The 19,183-nt window shown below is 69.8% G+C and carries 14 protein-coding genes; 10 read left to right on the top strand and 4 right to left on the bottom strand.

All coding sequences use genetic code 11. The annotated features are described in order from the left end of the window. Positions 1-145: 145 nt before the first annotated feature. A complete protein-coding gene (pulA, locus tag E4M00_RS08265) occupies positions 146-6,190 on the top strand; it encodes a pullulanase-type alpha-1,6-glucosidase (protein ID WP_135120043.1) in 6,045 nt (2,014 codons plus the stop codon). A 231-nt stretch (positions 6,191-6,421) separates the two neighbouring features. Here the strand turns inward: pulA and E4M00_RS08260 are convergent, their stop codons facing one another. Then, positions 6,422-7,399, bottom strand: a complete 978-nt coding sequence (locus E4M00_RS08260; RefSeq protein ID WP_135120042.1) for an o-succinylbenzoate synthase — start codon at positions 7,397-7,399, stop codon at positions 6,422-6,424. Positions 7,400-7,464: 65 nt separating this feature from the next. Between E4M00_RS08260 and E4M00_RS08255 the strand changes: the two genes are divergently transcribed. From E4M00_RS08255 to E4M00_RS08245, 3 genes are read left to right on the top strand one after another with little or no spacing between them, the layout of a single operon-like run. Continuing rightward, a complete protein-coding gene (locus tag E4M00_RS08255; RefSeq protein ID WP_135120041.1) occupies positions 7,465-8,385 on the top strand; it encodes a 1,4-dihydroxy-2-naphthoyl-CoA synthase in 921 nt (306 codons plus the stop codon). Between the two features lies 1 nt (position 8,386). Continuing rightward, positions 8,387-9,562, top strand: coding sequence for an AMP-binding protein (locus E4M00_RS08250; protein ID WP_135120040.1), 1,176 nt, complete (start codon positions 8,387-8,389; stop codon positions 9,560-9,562). A gap of 14 nt (positions 9,563-9,576) precedes the next feature. Next, positions 9,577-10,575, top strand: a complete 999-nt coding sequence (locus E4M00_RS08245; RefSeq protein WP_082510577.1) for a 1,4-dihydroxy-2-naphthoate polyprenyltransferase — start codon at positions 9,577-9,579, stop codon at positions 10,573-10,575. On the opposite strand, the gene E4M00_RS08240 is transcribed toward E4M00_RS08245, so the two are convergent. Next, positions 10,552-10,923: a DUF4229 domain-containing protein gene (locus E4M00_RS08240; protein ID WP_135120039.1), complete on the bottom strand. Its 372-nt coding sequence runs from the start codon at positions 10,921-10,923 to the stop codon at positions 10,552-10,554. The two genes, E4M00_RS08245 and E4M00_RS08240, sit on opposite strands and share 24 nt — an antisense overlap. A 94-nt stretch (positions 10,924-11,017) precedes the next feature. On the opposite strand from E4M00_RS08240, the gene E4M00_RS08235 reads away from it, so the two are divergent. The 3 genes from E4M00_RS08235 to E4M00_RS08225 all read left to right on the top strand — a co-directional run bounded on the left by E4M00_RS08235 (position 11,018) and on the right by E4M00_RS08225 (position 14,116). Next, entirely contained in the window at positions 11,018-11,422 is a 405-nt protein-coding gene (locus E4M00_RS08235; RefSeq protein WP_135120038.1) for a PLD nuclease N-terminal domain-containing protein, read from the top strand. Continuing rightward, positions 11,415-13,151, top strand: a complete 1,737-nt coding sequence (menD, locus tag E4M00_RS08230) for a 2-succinyl-5-enolpyruvyl-6-hydroxy-3-cyclohexene-1-carboxylic-acid synthase (protein WP_135120037.1) — start codon at positions 11,415-11,417, stop codon at positions 13,149-13,151. The genes E4M00_RS08235 and menD overlap by 8 nt, the downstream gene beginning before the upstream one ends. Positions 13,152-13,258: 107 nt before the next feature. Then, positions 13,259-14,116 (top strand): polyphosphate kinase 2 family protein, encoded by an 858-nt coding sequence (locus E4M00_RS08225; RefSeq protein WP_240036950.1) that lies wholly within the window; start codon positions 13,259-13,261, stop codon positions 14,114-14,116. Positions 14,117-14,153: 37 nt separating this feature from the next. On the opposite strand, the gene E4M00_RS08220 is transcribed toward E4M00_RS08225, so the two are convergent. Together E4M00_RS08220 and E4M00_RS08215 are read right to left on the bottom strand one after the other, a co-directional pair. Next, the gene (locus E4M00_RS08220) at positions 14,154-15,419 is read right to left on the bottom strand and encodes an isochorismate synthase (RefSeq protein ID WP_135120036.1); all 1,266 of its coding nucleotides are present in this window, start codon (positions 15,417-15,419) and stop codon (positions 14,154-14,156) included. Between the two features lie 118 nt (positions 15,420-15,537). Further along, on the bottom strand, positions 15,538-15,825 hold the full coding sequence (locus E4M00_RS08215) for a DUF427 domain-containing protein (RefSeq protein WP_135120035.1): 288 nt from the start codon (positions 15,823-15,825) through the stop codon (positions 15,538-15,540). Between the two features lie 124 nt (positions 15,826-15,949). Between E4M00_RS08215 and E4M00_RS08210 the strand changes: the two genes are divergently transcribed. From E4M00_RS08210 to E4M00_RS08200, 3 genes are all read left to right on the top strand, one after another. After that, the gene (locus E4M00_RS08210) at positions 15,950-16,660 is read left to right on the top strand and encodes a class I SAM-dependent methyltransferase (RefSeq protein WP_135120034.1); all 711 of its coding nucleotides are present in this window, start codon (positions 15,950-15,952) and stop codon (positions 16,658-16,660) included. A gap of 65 nt (positions 16,661-16,725) precedes the next feature. Continuing rightward, positions 16,726-17,790, top strand: a complete 1,065-nt coding sequence (locus E4M00_RS08205; protein WP_420813428.1) for a polyprenyl synthetase family protein — start codon at positions 16,726-16,728, stop codon at positions 17,788-17,790. A gap of 15 nt (positions 17,791-17,805) precedes the next feature. Beyond that, entirely contained in the window at positions 17,806-19,173 is a 1,368-nt protein-coding gene (locus E4M00_RS08200) for an FAD-dependent oxidoreductase (protein ID WP_135120033.1), read from the top strand. Positions 19,174-19,183 lie beyond the last annotated feature (10 nt).

Genomic DNA, 19,183 nt, shown 5'->3' with positions numbered 1-19,183 from the left:
TCTCGCTCGCGCCGCCCATCGGGCAGCCTCCCGTATGAGACCTCGCACATTTAACGTGTAAACGCTTGCACGCGCGGTGAGCGCGCTGCTACCGTCACACTCGACGCGCGGCACAGGGGTGTGCCGACGAGAGCGGGAGTCGACGATGACGGTTCGGGTACAGACACGGCGCTGGTTCGCTGCGGGAACGATCGCTGCGCTGGCCGCATCCGCCCTGGTCATGGTCGGGGTGCAGCCTGCCCTGGCCGACGATCCGCGCACCTTCGCCCTGGTGGGTTCGCTGCAGTCCGAGCTGGGCTGCCCCGGTGACTGGGCGCCCGACTGCGCCGACACCGAGCTGGCTCCGACCGATGTTCCCGGCGTCTACGCCGCAGACTTCACCCTCCCGGCCGGCAGCTACGAGTACAAGGTCGCCGTCGACGACTCGTGGGACGAGGCCTACGGTCTGAACGGCGGAGGAGACAACATCCCGCTCACGATCGCCGGGGAGACCGGCATCCGTTTCACCTTCGACGACACCACCCACAGAGTCGGCCTCGCACCCCTCGAGCTCGATGGCGCCTACAGCGATGCGGATGCCGACCTCGTCGCCGACCCGGTGCGCCAGCCCGGCGCAGACAACGTCTTCTACTTCGTCATGACCGACCGCTTCGAGAACGGCGACGCCTCCAACGACACCGGCGGCCTGGCCGGTGACAGCCTGGCCACCGGCTACGACCCCACAGCTAAGGGCTTCTACAACGGCGGCGACATCGCTGGCCTCCGCTCGCGCCTGGACTACATCGACCAGCTCGGCACCACGGCCATCTGGCTCACGCCGAGCTTCAAGAACAAGCCCGTGCAGGGAACCGGCGCCAACGCCTCGGCCGGATACCACGGCTACTGGATCACCGACTTCACCCAGATCGACCCGCACCTCGGCACGAACGCCGAGCTCGAGGCCCTCATCGACGAGGCCCACGCGAAGGACATCAAGGTCTACTTCGACATAATCACGAACCACACGGCCGACGTGATCGCCTACGAGGGCGGCCAGACCTCGTACATCGACCAGGCGACGAGTCCGTACAAGGACGCCGACGGCGTCGCCTTCAACCCGGCCGAGTACGCCGGAACCGAGGACTTCCCGACGCTCGACCCGGCCACGAGCTTCCCGTACGTGCCCACCATCGACCCGGCCGAGGCCGACGTGAAGGTTCCGGCCTGGCTCAACGACCCCACGATCTACCACAACCGCGGCGACTCGACGTGGGAGGGGGAGTCGGTGACGTTCGGCGACTTCTCGGGCCTCGACGACCTCATGACCGAGGACCCGAAGGTCGTCGACGGCTTCGTCGACGTGTACAACGACTGGGTAGACCTCGGCATCGACGGATTCCGCATCGACACCGCCAAGCACGTGAACTTCGAGTTCTGGCAGAAGTGGTCGACGGCGGTCAAGGCTCACGCCGCCTCCATCGGCAACGACGACTTCTTCATGTTCGGCGAGGTGTACGACGCCGACCCGACGAAGCTCTCGCCCTACGTGCGCAACAGCGACATGAACTCGGTGCTCGACTTCACCTTCCAGTCGCAGGCTGTGGGGTACGCATCCGGCAACTCGGCGAAGAGCCTGCAGAGCCTGTTCGCCGGCGACGACTACTACACGACGCCGCACAGCTCCGCGACGGCGCTGCCCACCTTCCTCGGCAACCACGACATGGGCCGGGTCGGCTACTTCCTGCAGAACACCGATTCCGCCGTGCAGCGCGACTCGCTCGCCCACGACCTGATGTTCCTCACCCGCGGCCAGCCCGTCGTCTACTACGGCGACGAGCAGGGCTTCGCCGGCGCCGGTCAGGGCAACGACCAGAGCGCGCGCCAGACCCTGTTCCCCAGCCAGGTGTCCGAGTACACCGGCCAGAACCTCATCACGGGTGAGCCCGTAGGGACGGGGGAGCATTTCGCGACGGATGGCGAGCTCTACACGCACATCGCCGAACTCTCCGCCCTGCGTCAGGCGCACCCCGCCCTCTCGAGCGGAGCGCAGATCGAGCGCTATGTGGACAACGGGCCCGGCGTCTACGCCTTCTCCCGCGTCGACGCGAGCGAGAAGACCGAGTACCTCGTGGCCGTGAACAACTCCGCCGCCGAGAAGACGGTGTCGGTTCCGACGCTCACGAAGAGCGGCGCGTTCGCCCCGCTGTACGGCACCACCGGTGCGCTGGCGTCGGATGCCGACGGGCTCGCATCCGTCACAGTGCCCGCACTCGGCGCCGTGGTCTGGAAGGCCGGATCGCCGGTCAGCGCGCCGACTGCTCCTGAGGCCATCACCCTCGCGGCCCCGACCGCCGGTGCCGGCCTCTCGGGAGTGAGCGCGGTCTCGGCCGATGTGTCCGATGACACGTGGCAGCAGACCAGCTTCGCCTGGCGCACCGTCGGAGACACGGCGTGGACCGAGCTCGGCACGGCCGAGACCACCGCGCCGCGCGTCTTCCACGACGTGAATGGCCTCGCGGCCGGAACCCTCGTCGAGTATCGGGCGGTGACGACGGATGCCGCAGGCAACCATGCCGCGGCGAGCACGTACGCCTCCGTCGGCAACGCTGTGACGACAGTGGTGACCGAGGAGCCCGAGGAGGAGATCTCCCTCGTGACCATCCCCGGCAGCCACAACAGCGAGATGGGCTGCGCCGGCGACTGGACCCCGGCCTGCGAGACCGCCAAGCTCACCAAGCGCGCCGACGGCATCTACGCCGGAACCTTCGACATCCCCAAGGGCGACTACGAGTTCAAGGTGGCGCTCAACGGCTCCTGGGACGTCAACTACGGAGCGAACGGAGTGAAGGACGGCGCCAACATCGCCTACACGGCACCCGGCGGACCGATCACCTTCTACTTCGACCCGCGCACCCACCAGGTGCAGAACACGGCGCAGGGCCCGATGGTCACGGCGCCCGGCAGCTACCAGAGCGAGGTCGGCTGCCCCGGAGACTGGCAGCCGGAGTGCCTCGCCACCTGGCTGACCGACGGTGACGGCGACGGCGTCTACGAGTGGTCGAGCGACAAGATCCCGTCCGGCTCCTACGAGCTGAAGGTGACACACGGCCTGTCGTGGGACGAGAACTACGGTGTCGGCGGCGCCCCCGGCGGAGGCAACCTCGCCTTCACCGCCACAGAGGGCAAGCTCGTCACCCTGCGCTACACGATCGCGACCCACGTGCTCGAAATCGTGCTGGCCGACCCGCCCCTCGCCGGCACCGGAGAGCTGCGCGCCCACTGGGTGAGCGAGAACACTCTGGCCTGGCCGCAGTCCCTGCTGGGAGACACGGATGCCGCAGACGCGACCTTCGCCCTGCATCACTCGGCCGACGCCGCGCTCGCCGCGACCGACGGGGCCGTGACCGGCGACGACGGGGCAGTGGAGCTCGAGTACGACTCCGCCGGACTCTCGGATGCCGAGAAGGCAGCCTTCCCGGCGCTCGCCAGCTATGTGGCGCTGCATCCGGTCGACCTCTCCCGCTCCGACGTCGCGGGACTCCTCACCGAGCAGCTGCTCGTCTCGCAGCAGACCGACGACACGCTCAGCGCCCTCACCGGCGTGCAGCTCCCCGGCGTGCTCGACGACCTCTACGCCGCCGAACTCGGCTCGAGCACTCTCGGCGTGAGCTGGTCGGGAGCGACCCCCACCCTGCGACTGTGGGCCCCCACCGCGCAGAGTGCCGAGCTGCTGGTCTACCCGACCGGCGTGGCCGGCGACCCGGTGTCGGTGCCCGCCGAGTGGAACGACGCCGATGGAACCTGGGCCGTGAGTGACGCATCCGTCACCGCGGGAACCGAGTACCGCTGGTCCGTCGACGTCTACGCGCCCACGACGGGCAGCATCGAGTCCAACTCGGTGACCGACCCGTACTCGGTGGCGCTCACCACGAACTCCGAGCGGAGCGTGGTCGTCGACCTCGCCGACGACGAATGGGCGCCCGAGCAGTGGGCGAACACCGAGGCGCCGGTGATCGACAAGCCCGTCGACCGTGCCATCTACGAGCTGCACGTGCGCGACTTCTCCATCGGAGACACCACCGTGCCCGAGGCCGAGCGCGGAACGTATCGTGCGTTCACCCGGGAGAGCGCGGGAACGGATCAGCTGCGCCAGCTCGCCGACGCCGGCATCAACACGGTGCACCTGCTGCCCACCTTCGACCTCGCGACCATCGAGGAGGACCGCGCAGCCCAGCAGCAGCCGGCCTGCGACCTCGCGAGCTTCGGACCGGCATCCGCCGAGCAGCAGGCCTGCGTCGCAGCAGTCGCCGACACCGACGGCTACAACTGGGGCTACGACCCGTTCCACTTCCAGGCGCCGGAGGGCTCCTACGCCGTCGACCCGAACGGCGGGGCACGGGTGGAGGAGTTCCGCGAGATGGTCGGTGCCCTGCACGCCACCGGCCTGCAGGTCGTGCTCGACGAGGTGTACAACCACACGGCCGAGAGCGGTCAGGGTCAGCGCAGCGTGCTCGACCGCGTCGTGCCCGGCTACTACCAGCGGCTGAACGCCGTCGGCAATGTCGAGACCTCCACCTGCTGCCAGAACGTGGCCACCGAGCACGCGGCAGCCGAGAAGCTCATGGTCGACTCGGTCGTCCTCTGGGCGAAGGAGTACAAGGTCGACGGCTTCAGGTTCGACCTGATGGGACACCACTCCAAGGCCAACATGCTGGCCGTGCGAGCGGCCCTCGATGAGCTGACGCTGGCCGCGGACGGAGTGGACGGCCAGGCCGTCTACCTGTACGGCGAGGGGTGGAACTTCGGCGAGGTGGCCGACAACGCTCTGTTCGAGCAGGCCACTCAGGGTCAGCTCGGCGGCACGGGCATCGGCACCTTCAACGACAGGCTGCGCGATGCCGTGCACGGCGGCAGCCCCGTCGACGCCAGCACGACCTACGCGCAGGGCTACGGCACGGGGCTGTCGACAGACTCCAACGGCAACGTCATCAACGGCACGCCCGAGGAGGCTGCAGCGGCGCTCGCCCGCCAGACCGACCTGGTGAAGCTCGGGCTCGCCGGCAACCTGCGCGGCTACGAGTTCGAGACCGCCGACGGCACGGTCAAGCGCGGCGACGCGCTCGACTACAACGGGCAGCCCGCCGGCTACTCCGATGAGCCGGCCGAGACGATCAACTACCTCGACGCCCACGACAACGAGACGCTCTACGACCTCGGCGTCTTGAAGCTGCCGACGGACACCCCGATGGCCGACCGCATCCGCATGAACACGCTGTCGCTGGCCACGGCCACTCTGTCGCAGGCGCCCTCGTTCTGGCACGCGGGCACCGAACTGCTGCGCTCGAAGTCCCTCGACCGCAACAGCTTCAACTCCGGCGACTGGTTCAACCGCATCGACTGGACCGGACAGACGTCGACGTTCGGCTCCGGCCTCCCGCCGGCCGCCGACAACGAGGACAAGTGGCCGATCATGGCGCCGCTGCTCGCCGACCCGGCGCTGAAGCCGGCCGCGGCCGACATCGCCGCCGCCGAGGCGCAGGCGCTCGATCTGCTGCGGTTGCGCTCCGACGTCGACCTGCTGCGACTGGGCTCCGCTGAGCTCATCGACCAGAAGGTGTCGTTCCCGGGCAGCGGTCCGGCGGCCGTGCCCGGCGTCATCGCGATGAGCATCGACGACCTGGTGGGTCCGGATGCCGACCCCGAGCTCGACGGCGCCCTCGTGGTGTTCAACGCGTCTCCGGATGCCGCGACCCAGGCGCTGCCCTCGCTGAAGGGCCGGAACTACGCGCTGTCCTCGGTGCAGGCATCCGGAGCCGACGCCGTGGTCAAGCAGACGACGTGGAACAAGGCGGCAGGGTCGGTGACGATTCCGGGCCGCTCGGTGGCCGTGCTGCTCGACGACCAGGCTCCGGCTCCGGTCAAGACGACGGTGCTCGCGGCGCCCAACAAGCTGCTCGCGAAGGCGGGGAGCGCCGTGAAGGTGGTCGGCAAGGTGATCGCCGCCGATCGGAGCAACCCGGTGGGCACGATCACCGTGACCGACAACGGCAAGGTGATCGCGACCGAGACGCTGAAGGCCGGCGACAAGGGCCGCATCGACGTGAAGCTGCCGAAGCTCGGCAAGGGGCTGCACCTCATCCGCACCACGTTCGCAGGTGTGGCGCCGTACGAGAGCTCGCGGTCGATCCCGCTGCCGGTGCTGCTCTGGTAGGTGACGGAACCGCTCGCTGAGGCCCGGACGGAGTCCGCGGTCGAAGCGTCTTCGATGATCGAGTAGCCCGCGAGCGGAGCGAGCCGGCGTATCGAGATCACCCGTACCCGAAGGGTGGTCTCGATACGTGTCCTCGCTGCGCTCGGGCACTACTCGACCAGCGGGAGGGGAACCGGGTGGTGCGCTTCGGCGCGCTCGCTGCGCTCCCGTGCCTCTGCGGGCGAAGGGCCGCTACAGGTACGCGTACACGGCCTTCAGCCGCGCCAGCCACCAGTCGCGGCGCTCGGGTGAAGCCGCGTGCTGGTCGAGGAGGGCGGCATCCGGGACCACCCGCCGCACATCGATGGCGCCATCCGTCACCGACAACGGCTCGGTCGTGACGTCGGCGGCCAACAGCTCGGCCGTGCCCAGACCGCAGTCGTATTCCAATTCGGGAATGCTCGCGGCGAGGAAGGCGCCCATCGACAGACCCACGCTGGTGTCGATGGCGCTCGAGACCACCACGGGCAGCCCCGCGCGCCCCACGATCTGGAGCGCGGTCTTGATCCCGCCGAGGGGTTGGGCCTTGATCACGAGCAGGTCGGCCGCTCCGGCCTCGGCCACGGCCAGCGGGTCCTCGGCGCGGCGCACGCTCTCATCAGCGGCCACGGGGATGCTCATGTAGCGCACACGGCGACGCAGCTCGACGAGCTCCTCGACCGTGGCGCAGGGCTGCTCGATGTACTCCAGGTCGAAGGGCTCGAGAGCGTGAGCCGCGTGCTCGGCCTCGTCGACGTTCCAGTTGCCGTTCGCGTCGACACGGATGCGGCCCTCGGGTCCGAGCGCCTCGCGCACGGCGGCGACACGGGCGACATCGTCGGTGAGCGACACGTCGCCGCCGGCGACCTTGACCTTGGCGGTGCGGCATCCGGGGTAGCGGGCGAGAATGCCGGCCACCTCGTCTGCGGCCACCCCGGGAATCGTCGCGTTCACGGGGATGCGGGTGCGCAGCGGCACCGGAAGCTCGCGCCAGCCGAAGTCGATGGCGGCGCTCAGCCAGCTCGCGGCCTCGGCATCGTCGTACTCGACGAAGGGGGAGAACTCGGTCCAACCCGCCGGGCCCTCGAACAACATGGCCTCGCGCACCTCGATCCCACGGAACCTGGTGCGCAGCGGAAGCGCGACGACACGAGCGGAGGACAGCAGTTCGACGAGCGGCGGCAGTGGCACCTCCCCATCGTTGCACCTCACGACGCTCCGCGCCCTCCTCCGGCACCGCCGAATAGGCTGGAGGCATGAGCCAGCAGCCGGCAGCGGTGTCCGAGATCTTCGATTCGAGCCAGTGGACGGATGTTCCCGGCTACGACGGCCTCACCGACATCACGTACCACCACAGCACCGACGGTCGCATCGCCCGCGTCGCGTTCAACCGGCCCGAGGTGCGGAACGCCTTCAGGCCGCACACCGTCGACGAGCTCTACGCGGCCCTCGAGGACGCCCGCACCAATCCGCGCATCGGCGTCGTGCTGCTCACGGGCAACGGACCCAGCCCCAAGGATGGGGGCTGGGCGTTCTGCTCGGGCGGCGACCAGCGCATCCGGGGCCGTGACGGGTACAAGTACGCAGACGGAGAGTCTGCAACGGGCATCGACGCCGCGCGCTCCGGCCGCCTGCACATCCTCGAGGTGCAGCGCCTCATCCGCTTCATGCCGAAGGTGGTCATCGCGGTCGTTCCCGGCTGGGCGGCCGGCGGCGGGCACTCGCTGCACGTGGTCTGCGATCTCACCATCGCCAGCCGCGAGCAGGCGCGCTTCAAGCAGACGGACGCCGACGTCGGGTCGTTCGACGCCGGCTACGGCAGCGCCTACTTCGCGCGACAGATCGGCCAGAAGAACGCCCGTGAGGTGTTCTTCCTCGCCCGCGAGTACTCGGCTGACCGCGCCTACGAGATGGGCGCCGTGAACGCCGTCGTACCGCACGCCGAGCTCGAGTCGACGGCCATCGAGTGGGCCCGCGAGATCCTCACGAAGTCCCCGACGGCCATCCGCATGCTCAAGTTCGCCTTCAACGCCGTCGACGACGGGCTCGTGGGCCAGCAGGTGTTCGCCGGCGAGGCCACCCGCCTCGCCTACGGAACCGACGAGGCCGTCGAGGGGCGCGACTCCTTCCTCGAGAAGCGCGAGCCGGACTGGTCGCCGTTCCCCTGGCAGTTCTGAGGTGACCAGGCCGCTCGCCCTCGTCGATGGCGGGAACGCGGATGCCGTTCTCCAGCGTCTGCGCGCAGCCCTCGACGGCTCGGGTCCTGCCGTGTTCCCGGTCGCACCCGCCGACGACGCGCTCGTCGCGGCGGACCTCGGGCAGGCGCCGAACGTGCCCGACGAGGTCGCGCTCGTGGTGCAGACCAGCGGCTCGACCGGTCGCCCCAAGCGTGTGGCGCTGGGCGCCGAAGCCCTGCTCGCCTCGGCCGCGGCATCCGCCGCCGCCATCGGGGGATCGGGCCAGTGGCTGCTCGCCCTGCCCGCGCACTACATCGCCGGCGCCAACGTGCTCGTGCGCTCGATCGCCGCGGGCACCACGCCGGTGCTGCTCGACGCCGCGCACTTCGATGCCGGGGCGTTCACGGATGCCGCGTCACGCCTCACCGCCGACCTGCACTTCACGTCCCTGGTGCCGGCGCAGCTGGCGCGCATCGTCGATGCCGCCGAGCACGACGATGCCGTGCTCTCGGCGGCCCGCCGCTTCACCCGCATCCTGCTCGGCGGACAGGCGTCGCCCCCGGCCCTGCTCGATCGCGCCGCCGCGCTCGGCCTGGCCGTGACCCGCACCTATGGATCGAGCGAGACCGCTGGAGGCTGCGTCTACGACGGCGTGCCGATCGGGTCGACGCAGATCGCCGTGCGCGACGGCCTCGTCGAGCTCGCCGGTCCCACCCTCGCGTGGGGCTACCTCGATGCCGAGGAGCGCACCGCCGCTGCCTTCGTCGAGCGCGACGGATGCCGGTGGTATCGCACCGGCGACCTCGGCGAGCTGGCCCCGGACGGCAGGCTCCGCGTGCTCGGCCGCGCCGACAACGTCATCATCTCGGGCGGCGTGAAGGTGTCGCTCGACGCCGTGGAGCGTGCCGTGCGTGCGCTGCCCGGACTCGAGGACGCCGTCGTGGTCGGCGTGCGGCATCCGCAGTGGGGAGAGGTTCCGGCGATCGCCCTGCCGGGCGCGCGGGACGGGCAGCGGCATCCGCAGCTCGACGACATCCGCGCGCACGTCGGAGGAATTCTCGGCGTCGCTGCACGCCCTGCAGTGCTGCGGGAGTTCGACGTGCTGCCCCTTCTCGCCTCGGGCAAGCCCGATCGCCGCACCATCGCCGCGCTACTCACGGCGCAGTACCGCGCATAGCTCCAGCCTTTAGGATGCACCTCGTGGCCCAGACATCACGACAGACCCAGCAGAACAGCGGCGCAGCCCGCACGAACCCGGCCCGCAGCGGCAACCCGGCCAAGCGCGCCGCCGGGGTGGAGCATCCGCTCGGCCGGGTCACCTTCGGCGACTGGGTGTCCGGAGCGCGCCTGCGCACGCTGACGCTGGCCGTCGGCCCCGTCGCGGCCGGCACCGGTGCCGCCGTGGTGCTCACGGACCCGGAGGTCGTGCACTGGGTGCGGGCGCTCCTCTGCCTCGTGGTGGCCCTCTGCCTCCAGATCGGCGTGAACTACGCCAACGACTACTCCGACGGCATCAGGGGAACGGATGCGCATCGCGTCGGACCCGCCCGCCTCACCGCGTCGGGCGCCGTCGCCCCGAAGCGCGTGCTCACCGTCGCGCTGGTGTTCTTCGGGCTGGCGGCCGTCGCCGGCCTGCTGCTCGTGATCGCCAGCCAGCAGTGGTGGTTGCTCGCCGTGGGGGCCGTGGCCATCGTCGCGGCCTGGTTCTACACCGGCGGCAAGCGTCCGTACGGGTACTTCGGGCTGGGCGAGCTCGTCGTCTTCATCTTCTTCGGACTCGTGGCCACGGCCGGCAGCACCTTCGTTCAGGTGCTCGACGTGAACCTCGAGAGCTGGCTCGCCGGCGTCGCCCTCGGGCTGGTCGCCTGCGCCGTGCTCATGGTCAACAACATCCGCGACATCGCCCAGGACAAGGTCGCGGGCAAGCGCACCCTCGCCGTCCTGATCGGCGCACGCTGGGCGAAGGCGCTGTTCTGCGTCTTCCTGCTGGCGCCGTTCGTGATCGTGGCGTTCCTGGCGCTGCTCTACCCGCTCGCGTGGCTGGTGCTGTTCGCCCTGCTCCTGGCGCTGCCGGCCTGCCTCATCACCATCACGGCGAAGACCGCGCCCGAGCTCATCCTCGCCCTGCAGCTGACCAGCTTCACCGGGCTGCTGATGGGCATCGGACTAGGACTGGCGTTCGCCCTCTGAGCCGCCGGCGTCACTCGTGGCCTTCTGCGAGCTGACGGATGCCGAGCCGTAACCTGCAGCTGGGGCTCCAGGGGCGGCATCCGTCGTCGAGGCGTCATCGATGGCGGCGTCTTCGCTCTCGTCGTCGGCGTTCACCAGCGGCTTGTCACGGTGGCGGGATTCGTAGATCGACGTGGCCACCTTCTCGCGCGGACGGCGCAGGAAGATGTAGGAGAACGCCAGCCCGAACAGGGCGGCGACGATGGCGGAGACGTACCACGGCACGTTCACGAGCATCAGCACCGCGAACGGCACGAAGAACGCGAGCAGTCGCAGAACGGTGTACGTCACCCAGGAGGAAGCCTTCACCTCTCAAGTCTACGATCGGCGGCTGGGTGCCCCCTGTCGCGACGGAGTTCTGCAGTCCCCGGGATCGTGCAGGAATGATGCCTAGACTTGCCCCATGACTCGTTTGCTCGTCGGCCTCGTTGTGGCGGCCGTCGTGTTCATGATCTATTCGATCATCGACTGCGCACTGTTCGACCGCCGCCGCGTTCGAGGGCTGCCCAAGGGCGTGTGGCTGCTCGTCATCATCCTCGTGCCGCTCGTCGGTGGAGCGCTCTGGTTCCTCGTCGGCCGTGGTCGTCGTGCCAAGAGCGCGCGCGGTGGTGCTCGCACCGTCGCCCCCGACGACGACCCCGAATTCCTCGGTCGCCTGAAGCGCGACGCCGCTCAGGAGGAGCGCATCCGCCGGATGGAGCAGGAGCTCGCCGACCTCGACGCTCGCGCCGAGGCTGAAGATCCCGAGACCGACGTCGACCCCGACCACCGCACCGACGGCGACAAGCCCGGCCGCGCGGATGCCTGAGGCTCCAGCACCCGTCAGCGAGAGCCCAGCGTCTGATGCGGCGTTCGCGCTGCTCGAATCGTTCGCGCGCCTCGGCGTGCTCGACGTCGTCGTCTGCCCCGGATCACGCTCCCAGGCCCTGGCGCTCGCCGCAGCGGCGCTGGCCGATGCCGGGGTGTTGCGGTTGCACGTGCGCCTCGACGAGCGTGGCGCCGGCTTCCTCGCGCTCGGCCTGGGCATCGAGACGGGTGTGCCGGCCCTGGTCGTGACCACGTCGGGCACGGCCGTCGCCAACCTGCACCCTGCCGTTCTCGAGGCTCATCACTCCCGGGTTCCGCTCGTCGTGCTGAGCGCCGATCGGCCCGTCGAACTGCGCGGGATCAGGGCGAACCAGACGACGGTGCAGCCCGGGATGTTCGGGGGAGCGGTTCGGCTCGAGGCCGACGTCGACGCACCGGTCGGTGCCGGTGACGTTGCCGCCGTCTCGTCGCTCGCCGCCCGGGCGATCGCTGCGGCGACGGATGCATCGAATCCGGGCCCCGTCCACCTCAACCTGCAGTACCGCGAGCCGCTGTCGTCGGGCGCGCCGCGTTCCGAAGGCGCAACGACCCACGCGCCCGCGGTGGATGCACCCGCGCCCGCGCCCGCGCCGGATGCCGCCGTCGTCCCGGATGCCGCATCCGACGCCCTCGTCCTGAGTCAGGGACCGCGCACCGTCATCATCGCCGGGCACGGAGCGGGGGAGCAGGCCGAGGCCGTGGCGCGGGCCGGCGGCTGGCCGCTGCTCGCCGAGCTGTCGAGCGGCGCGCGCTTCGGGCCTCAACTCGTCGTGTCGTACCGCGAGTTGCTCGCCGACGAGGACTTCGGAGGTCGCGTCGAGCGCGCCGTCGTGTTCGGGCATCCGACGCTCAGTCGGGAGGTGCCCGCCCTGCTCAGGAGGGAGGGCGTCGCGACCATCGTCGTCAACCCGACCGCTGCCGAGGGCTACGACCCCGGCCACAGTGCGGTCTTCGCCCCGGCCGTGCGCGTCGAGGCCCACGAGCAGACCACCGACGAGCGCCGCTGGATCGGACGCTGGGTGGCCACGAGCCGGGCGCTGCGCGACGCGGCGATCGAGGCCGGCACCGACTCGCTCGTGCCGCTCGGTTCGGGAGTGGACGCCCGGCGCGAGTTCCTCAAGGTGGAGCTCGCGGCCGTGAAGAAGGCCATCGACAGGCGGATGCTCGTGGAGGCGCTGTGGAGCGCCACCTGGCCGCACGACAGGTTGATGTTCGGCGCGTCGCGCCTCATCCGCGACGCAGACCGCGCCGTGCCCGGAAAGCGCATCAGGGTGCACTCCAACCGCGGTCTCGCCGGAATCGACGGCACCGTCTCCACAGCTCTCGGCATCGCCGTCGCCAGTCAGGCCGGCGGAGCGCCCGGGGTCACCAGAGTGCTGCTCGGCGATCTCACGCTGCTGCACGATGCCGGTTCGCTGCTCATCGGGACCGGAGAGGTGCGCCCTCGAGTGCTGCTCGTGGTCGGCAACGACGGCGGCGGCACCATCTTCGACACCCTGGAGGTCGCCGCCAGCGCTCCTCGCGATGCCTTCGACCGCGTGCTCTACACCCCCCAGTCCGCCGACCTCTCGGCCCTGGCGGCAGCGTACGGCTGGGAGTACCGGCGCGCCGAGAACCAGGGGCGACTGACGGATGCGCTCACAGCGCCCGTCACGGGTCCCACCATCCTCGAGGTCCCGCTGCCGCGCTGACGCCCTTCACGCTCGCTGCGGCCCGGGCGGAGTCCGCGGTCGAACCACTGGGAAGTCCCTCGCCCGTAGGGCAGGATGGGGGAATCCGCGACGCAGGGAGGCATCCGTTGGCCGAATTCGAGACCTTCTGGCGCGAGGATCCCGCGCCGCTGCTGCGTGTCGAGCCGGGGTTCCTGCTCGCCGACGCCGATCCTGACGCCACCCCGGGCTACGCCGGGCGCAAGCGCGACGCCGTCGGAGCGCTCGCCGAGGGCGCAGAGGTGCTCGCCACCCTGCAGGAGAAGTTCTTCGCCGACAGCACTGTCGGCGGCACGCGATCGGTTCTGCTGGTGCTGCAGGCGATGGACACCGCGGGCAAGGGCGGCATTGTGAAGCACGTCGTGGGCGCCGTCGACCCGGGCGGTGTGCACCTGCATGCCTTCAAGGCGCCGACCGAGGAGGAGCTGGCGCACGACTTCCTCTGGAGGGTGCACCGGGAGGTGCCGCGCGCCGGACAGATCGGAGTCTTCGACCGCTCGCACTACGAGGACGTGCTCATCGGCTCCGTGCGCAAGCTCGCCCCCGACGACGTGATCGCCCAGCGCTTCCACGACATCGTCGCGTTCGAGGAGGAGCTGGTCGCGAACGGCACCGTCATCGTGAAGGTGATGCTGCACATCAGCTCGGACGAGCAGAAGGAACGGCTAGCAGCCCGCCTCGAGCGTCCCGACAAGCACTGGAAGTACAACCCCGGCGACGTGACGGAGAGGCTGCTCTGGAACGACTACCAGGCCGCATACCAGCGCGTGTTCGACGAGACGTCGACGACGGATGCTCCCTGGTACGTCGTTCCGGCCAACCGCAAGTGGTACGCCCGCCTGGCGGTGCAGCACCTGCTCATCGACGCGCTGCAGTCGATCGACCCGCAGTGGCCGAAGCCCGAGTACGACGTCGAGCACGAGAAGGCGCGGCTGGCGGCCAGCTGAGGGGAGTGCCCGCTGAGTTCGGCCCTCAGCGAGCGGGTCAGGCGAACACTTCGACGATCGGCCGGAACTTGATGCGCGACTCCGCCAGCTCCTCGGCCGGCACGCTGTCGGCGACTATGCCGCATCCGGCATATGCCCGAACGCTGTCATCGGCGTCCACCTGGGCGCAGCGCAGGGCGATGGCCCACTCGCCGTCGCCGTGGGCGTCGATCCAGCCCACGGGCCCGGCGTAGCGACCGCGGTCGAAGGGCTCGAGCTCGCGGATGATCGTCAGGGCGGCATCCGTCGGCGTGCCCGCGACAGCCGCTGTCGGATGCATCGCGGCGACCAGGTCGAGTGATGTCGAGCCGTCGTGCAGCACCCCCTCGACGTCCGTCGCCAAGTGCCAGAGGTTGGGCAGCTGCAGGGTGAACGGCTGCGAGTTCTGCAGGCGCGTGGTGTGCGGTCCGAGGGTGGCGAGCACGCTCTGCACCGCGAAGCCGTGCTCTGCGAGGTCCTTCTGCGATCGCGACAGGCTGGCCGCGACGTTCTCGTCGGTCACGGCGTCGCGACCACGCGGAGCCGTGCCCGCGAGCACGCGGGCCGAGACCGTGCCGGCCTCCGAGCGCACCAGGGTCTCCGGGCTCGATCCCAGCATGCCGTCGACCGAGAACGTCCAGCAGTCCGGGTAGCCGAGCGCGAGCTCGGCCAGAACCCGGCGCAGGTCGCTGCCCGAAGGCACCGTGCCGACCAGATCGCGGGCGAGCACCACCTTGCGGGCGTCGGATGCCGAGATATGCCGAACAGCGGATGCGACGGCCTCCATGAAGGCGGCCGGCGGCAGCTCGCCGGGTCGGAAGGTCACCCTGTAGTCGTCGCCGAAGGCCGTGGCAACGGGATCGTCGGCGCGGGCTGATGCGTCTGATCCGTCTGCAGCGTCCACCGCGGACACCCGCGTCACCCACGAGTGGGAGCCGCGCCGGCCCACGATGATCTCCGGCACGATGAGCACGCTGGTGGCGCTCGAGTCGTCGGCGAAACCGAAGGTGCCGAAGGCGACGAGACCGGTTCCCGGCAGGCCGACGGAGTCGTGCACCTGCGCGAGGCCGGCGACCTCGGCCCAGGCGGCAGCGGCATCCGTGAACCGAGTCGGGCCGCTGAACTCGAGGCGCAGGGCCTCTCCGGCACCGGCGAAGCCCTCGCCGCGGCGCATCCAGAGCAACGGGGAGCGCTGCTCCGCGAAGAAGAGGAGCGAGCGGATGCCGTCGACGGGGGTCGTCTCGATTCGCAATGCCCGCACCCGGGACTCCGTCGCCGTCACCATCTCAGCCTACGCGTCGCTCACCGCTCGCTGAGGCCCGGACGAAGTCCGCGGCCGAAGCGCCAGCTGCGCGCGCTTCGAGCGGTCGCTTCGCTCGGCTCTCGGCGAGCGGTTGCGAAAGTCACGCGTCGACGACCTCGACCCCGCGCCAGAAGGCCACGTAGTCGGTGATGTTCTCGGCGGCGGGAAGCGGCGCGGGGTAGGTCCAGGCGGCATCGGCGTTCTGCGTGCCGTCGACGGTCACGTGGAAGTAGCTGGCGGTTCCCTTCCAGGAGCACACGGTGTGGCGCTCGCTGGCGCTGAAGTACTGCGGGTCGAGGGCGGCAGCCGGGAAGTACTGGTTCCCTTCGACCTCGATGGTCTCGTCGGACTCCGCGAGAACCGCACCGTTCCAGATGGCCTTCTTCATGAGTTGCCTTTCGTCGTCGTACTGGGGTCGTCAGCGGTAACCGCATGCAGACGCATCCTGTTCCCGCTGTCAGGGTGTTCGCAGCGCGGGACGGAACGGATCGCCTGCCGCCTAAACTCGAGACATGACGCGCGCCGATCTTCGCAAGCAGCCCGAGCAGGTCTCCGCCATGTTCGACGACGTCGCCGCGAGCTACGACCGCACCAACACGGTGCTGTCGATGGGCAACGCCGCACTCTGGCGCCGGGCCACGACCCGTGCGGTCGCACCGGTTCGCGGCGAATCGGTGCTCGACGTCGCCGCCGGTACGGGAACCTCCAGCGCCTCCCTCGCCGCGAGCGGCGCCTGGGTGACCGCAGCCGATTTCTCCCCGGGCATGATCGAGGTCGGACGCCGCCGCCAGGCCGGAGCGACCAACATCGTCTTCGTCGAGGCGGATGCCACGAAGCTGCCGTTCGACGACGCCTCCTTCGACGCCGTCACCATCTCCTTCGGACTGCGCAACGTCGTCGAGCCGCAGAAGGCGCTCGCCGAGTTCTTCAGGGTGACCAAGCCGGGCGGCCGCCTCGTTATCTGCGAGTTCTCTACCCCTCCACTCGGCTTCGTGCGGTTCGGCTACGGCGTCTACCAGCGCTACGTGATGCCGCCGCTGGTGAAGCTGTCGAGCTCGAACGACTCCGCCTACGACTACCTCAACGAGTCGATCAACGACTGGCCCGACCAGCCCACCCTGAGTGGCTGGCTGCGCGCCGCCGGGTACACCGACGTCGCGCACCGCAACCTCACGGCCGGCGTCGTCGCGCTGCACCGCGGTACCAAGCCCCTCGCCCTCTGATCGAACGGTGGAGGTCGACCGCAGGCTCGGCGCGAACCCTCAGCCGCACTCGGTAGGCTGAGGGTGTGATTTCCCGTAGCGTGCGCCGCGGCAGTGCGCTTGCCTCACAGTTGGGCCTGAGCGACAGACTGCGCGCCACCCCAGCAGACCGCGACTTCTTCCGGTCCCTCGAGGCCGGACTCGACGAGATCGAGGAGCGCCTGCGCGAGCAGGTCGCATTCGCCGACGAGATCGCCGACGTCACGACGCGCTACCTGCTGAACGCCGGCGGCAAGCGCGTGAGACCCATGCTCACCCTGCTCACGGCCCACCTCGGCGACGGCATCAACCGCGACGTGATCACGGCGGCAACGGCCATCGAGATCACCCATCTCGCCTCGCTCTACCACGACGACGTGATGGACGACTCCGACAAGCGCCGCGGTGTTCCGAGCGCGCAGACGGTGTGGGGCAACTCCGTCGCCATCCTCGCCGGAGACCTGCTGTTCGCCCGTGCCAGCCAGCTGATGGCCGGCCTCGGCGAGGGCGCCATCCGTCTGCAGGCCACGACCTTCGAGCGGCTCGTGCTCGGTCAACTGCACGAGACCGTCGGCCCGGCCGACGGCGAGGATCCGGTCGACCACTACATCCGCGTGCTCGCCGACAAGACCGGCTCGCTCATCGCCCTCGCCGCCCAGTCCGGCGTCATATTCTCGAACGCCGCGAGCGAGTACGAGCAGCCCATCATCGAGTACGGCGAGCGCATCGGCATCGCCTTCCAGCTCATCGACGACGTCATCGACCTGTCGCCGCAGCCCGAGGAGACGGGCAAGGTCCCGGGAACCGACCTGCGCGCCGGCGTCGTCACCCTCCCGTTGCTCCGTCTGCGCGAGGCAGCGGTGACGGATGCGGCATCCGCAGACCTCCTCCTCCGTCTCGAGGCCGGCGTCATCGGCCTGCTCGATGTCGACGAGGCCGCAGCCGACGCCCTCGTCGCCGAGCTCCGCGAACACCCCGCAACGGCGGCGACCCTCGCCGAAGCCCACCGCTGGGCACGCGAGGCCGTCGCCGGCCTCGACACCCTGCCCAACGGCCCCGTCAAGAAAGCGCTCATCCGTTTCGCCGACACGATCGTCGAACGCAGCAGTTAGGAACGTCCCCTCACGATGACCAAGCTCCGCCTCGCCATCGTCGGCGCCGGCCCTGCCGGAATCTACGCAGCCGACATCCTGCTGAAAGCTGAACGGAACTTCGACGTCTCGATCGACCTGTTCGATCACCTGCCCGCGCCCTACGGGCTCGTGCGCTACGGCGTCGCTCCCGACCACCCGCGCATCAAGGGCATCATCAACGCACTGCGCGAGGTGCTCGACCGCGGTGACATCCGCATCTTCGGCAATGTGCGGTTCGGCGAGGACATCACCCTCGACGACCTCAAGAAGCACTACAACGCCGTCATCTTCGCCACGGGTGCCGTGCGCGACGCCGATCTGGCGGTTCCCGGCGTCGAGCTCGAGGGCTCCTATGGTGCAGCCGAGTTCGTCAGCTGGTTCGACGGCCACCCCGACTACCCGCGCGAGTGGCCGCTCGATGCGGAGTCCGTCGCCGTGATCGGCAACGGCAACGTCGCGCTCGACGTCGCTCGCATGCTCGCGAAGCACGTCGAGGACCTGATGCCCACCGAGATCCCCGAGAACGTGCGGGCCGGCCTCGCCGCTTCTCCGGTCACCGACGTTCACGTGTTCGGCCGTCGCGGCCCGACATCCGTCAAGTTCACCCCGCTCGAACTGCGCGAGCTCGGCGAACTGCGCGATGTCGACATGATCGTGCACGACGAGGACTTCGACTACGACGACGCGGCCCGCGCCGCCGTGAGCGGCAACAAGCAGGTCTTCGTGATCGACAAGACCCTGCAGCAGTGGCGCCAGCGCGAGGTCGGCCAGGCGTCCCGCCGACTGCACCTGCACTTCTTCGCCAAGCCGCTCGAACTCGTCGACGACGGCACGGGCCGGGTGGGCGCCATCCGTTTCGAGCGCACGGCGCCGGATGGAGAGGGTGGCGTGGTCGGAACCGGTGAGGTGCGGGAGTTGCCGATCCAGGCGCTCTACCGCGCCGTCGGCTACTTCGGCTCGCCGTTGCCCGGCGTTCCGTTCGACAAGAAGCGCGGGGTGATCCCCAACCACGAGGGCCAGGTGCTCGTGAAGGACGCCGAGTCGGGCCAGTCGCGCCAGATGTACGGCGTCTACGCCACGGGCTGGATCAAGCGCGGCCCCGTCGGCCTCATCGGCCACACCAAGTCGGACGCGATGGAGACGATCAAGCACCTGATCAACGACCTGGGCAACTGGTGGAGCCCCGAGTCGCCGTCGGAGGAGTCGATCGTCGCACTGCTCGACGAGCGTGGCATCGCCTACACGGACCTCGACGGCTGGCACAACCTCGACGAGCACGAGAAGGCGCTCGGCGAGGCCGAGGGTCGCGTGCGCATCAAGGTCGTTCCGCGCGACGAGATGGTGCAGATCTCGCGCGGCTGACGCTGCGCTG

Origin of the sequence: Orlajensenia leifsoniae, assembly GCF_004570845.1 — a bacterium.
In the GTDB taxonomy this organism is placed as follows: Bacteria; Actinomycetota; Actinomycetes; order Actinomycetales; family Microbacteriaceae; genus Orlajensenia; species Orlajensenia leifsoniae.
The sequence above is the reverse complement of the archived record's forward strand: the minus strand, read 5'-3'. Positions and strand labels throughout refer to the sequence as shown.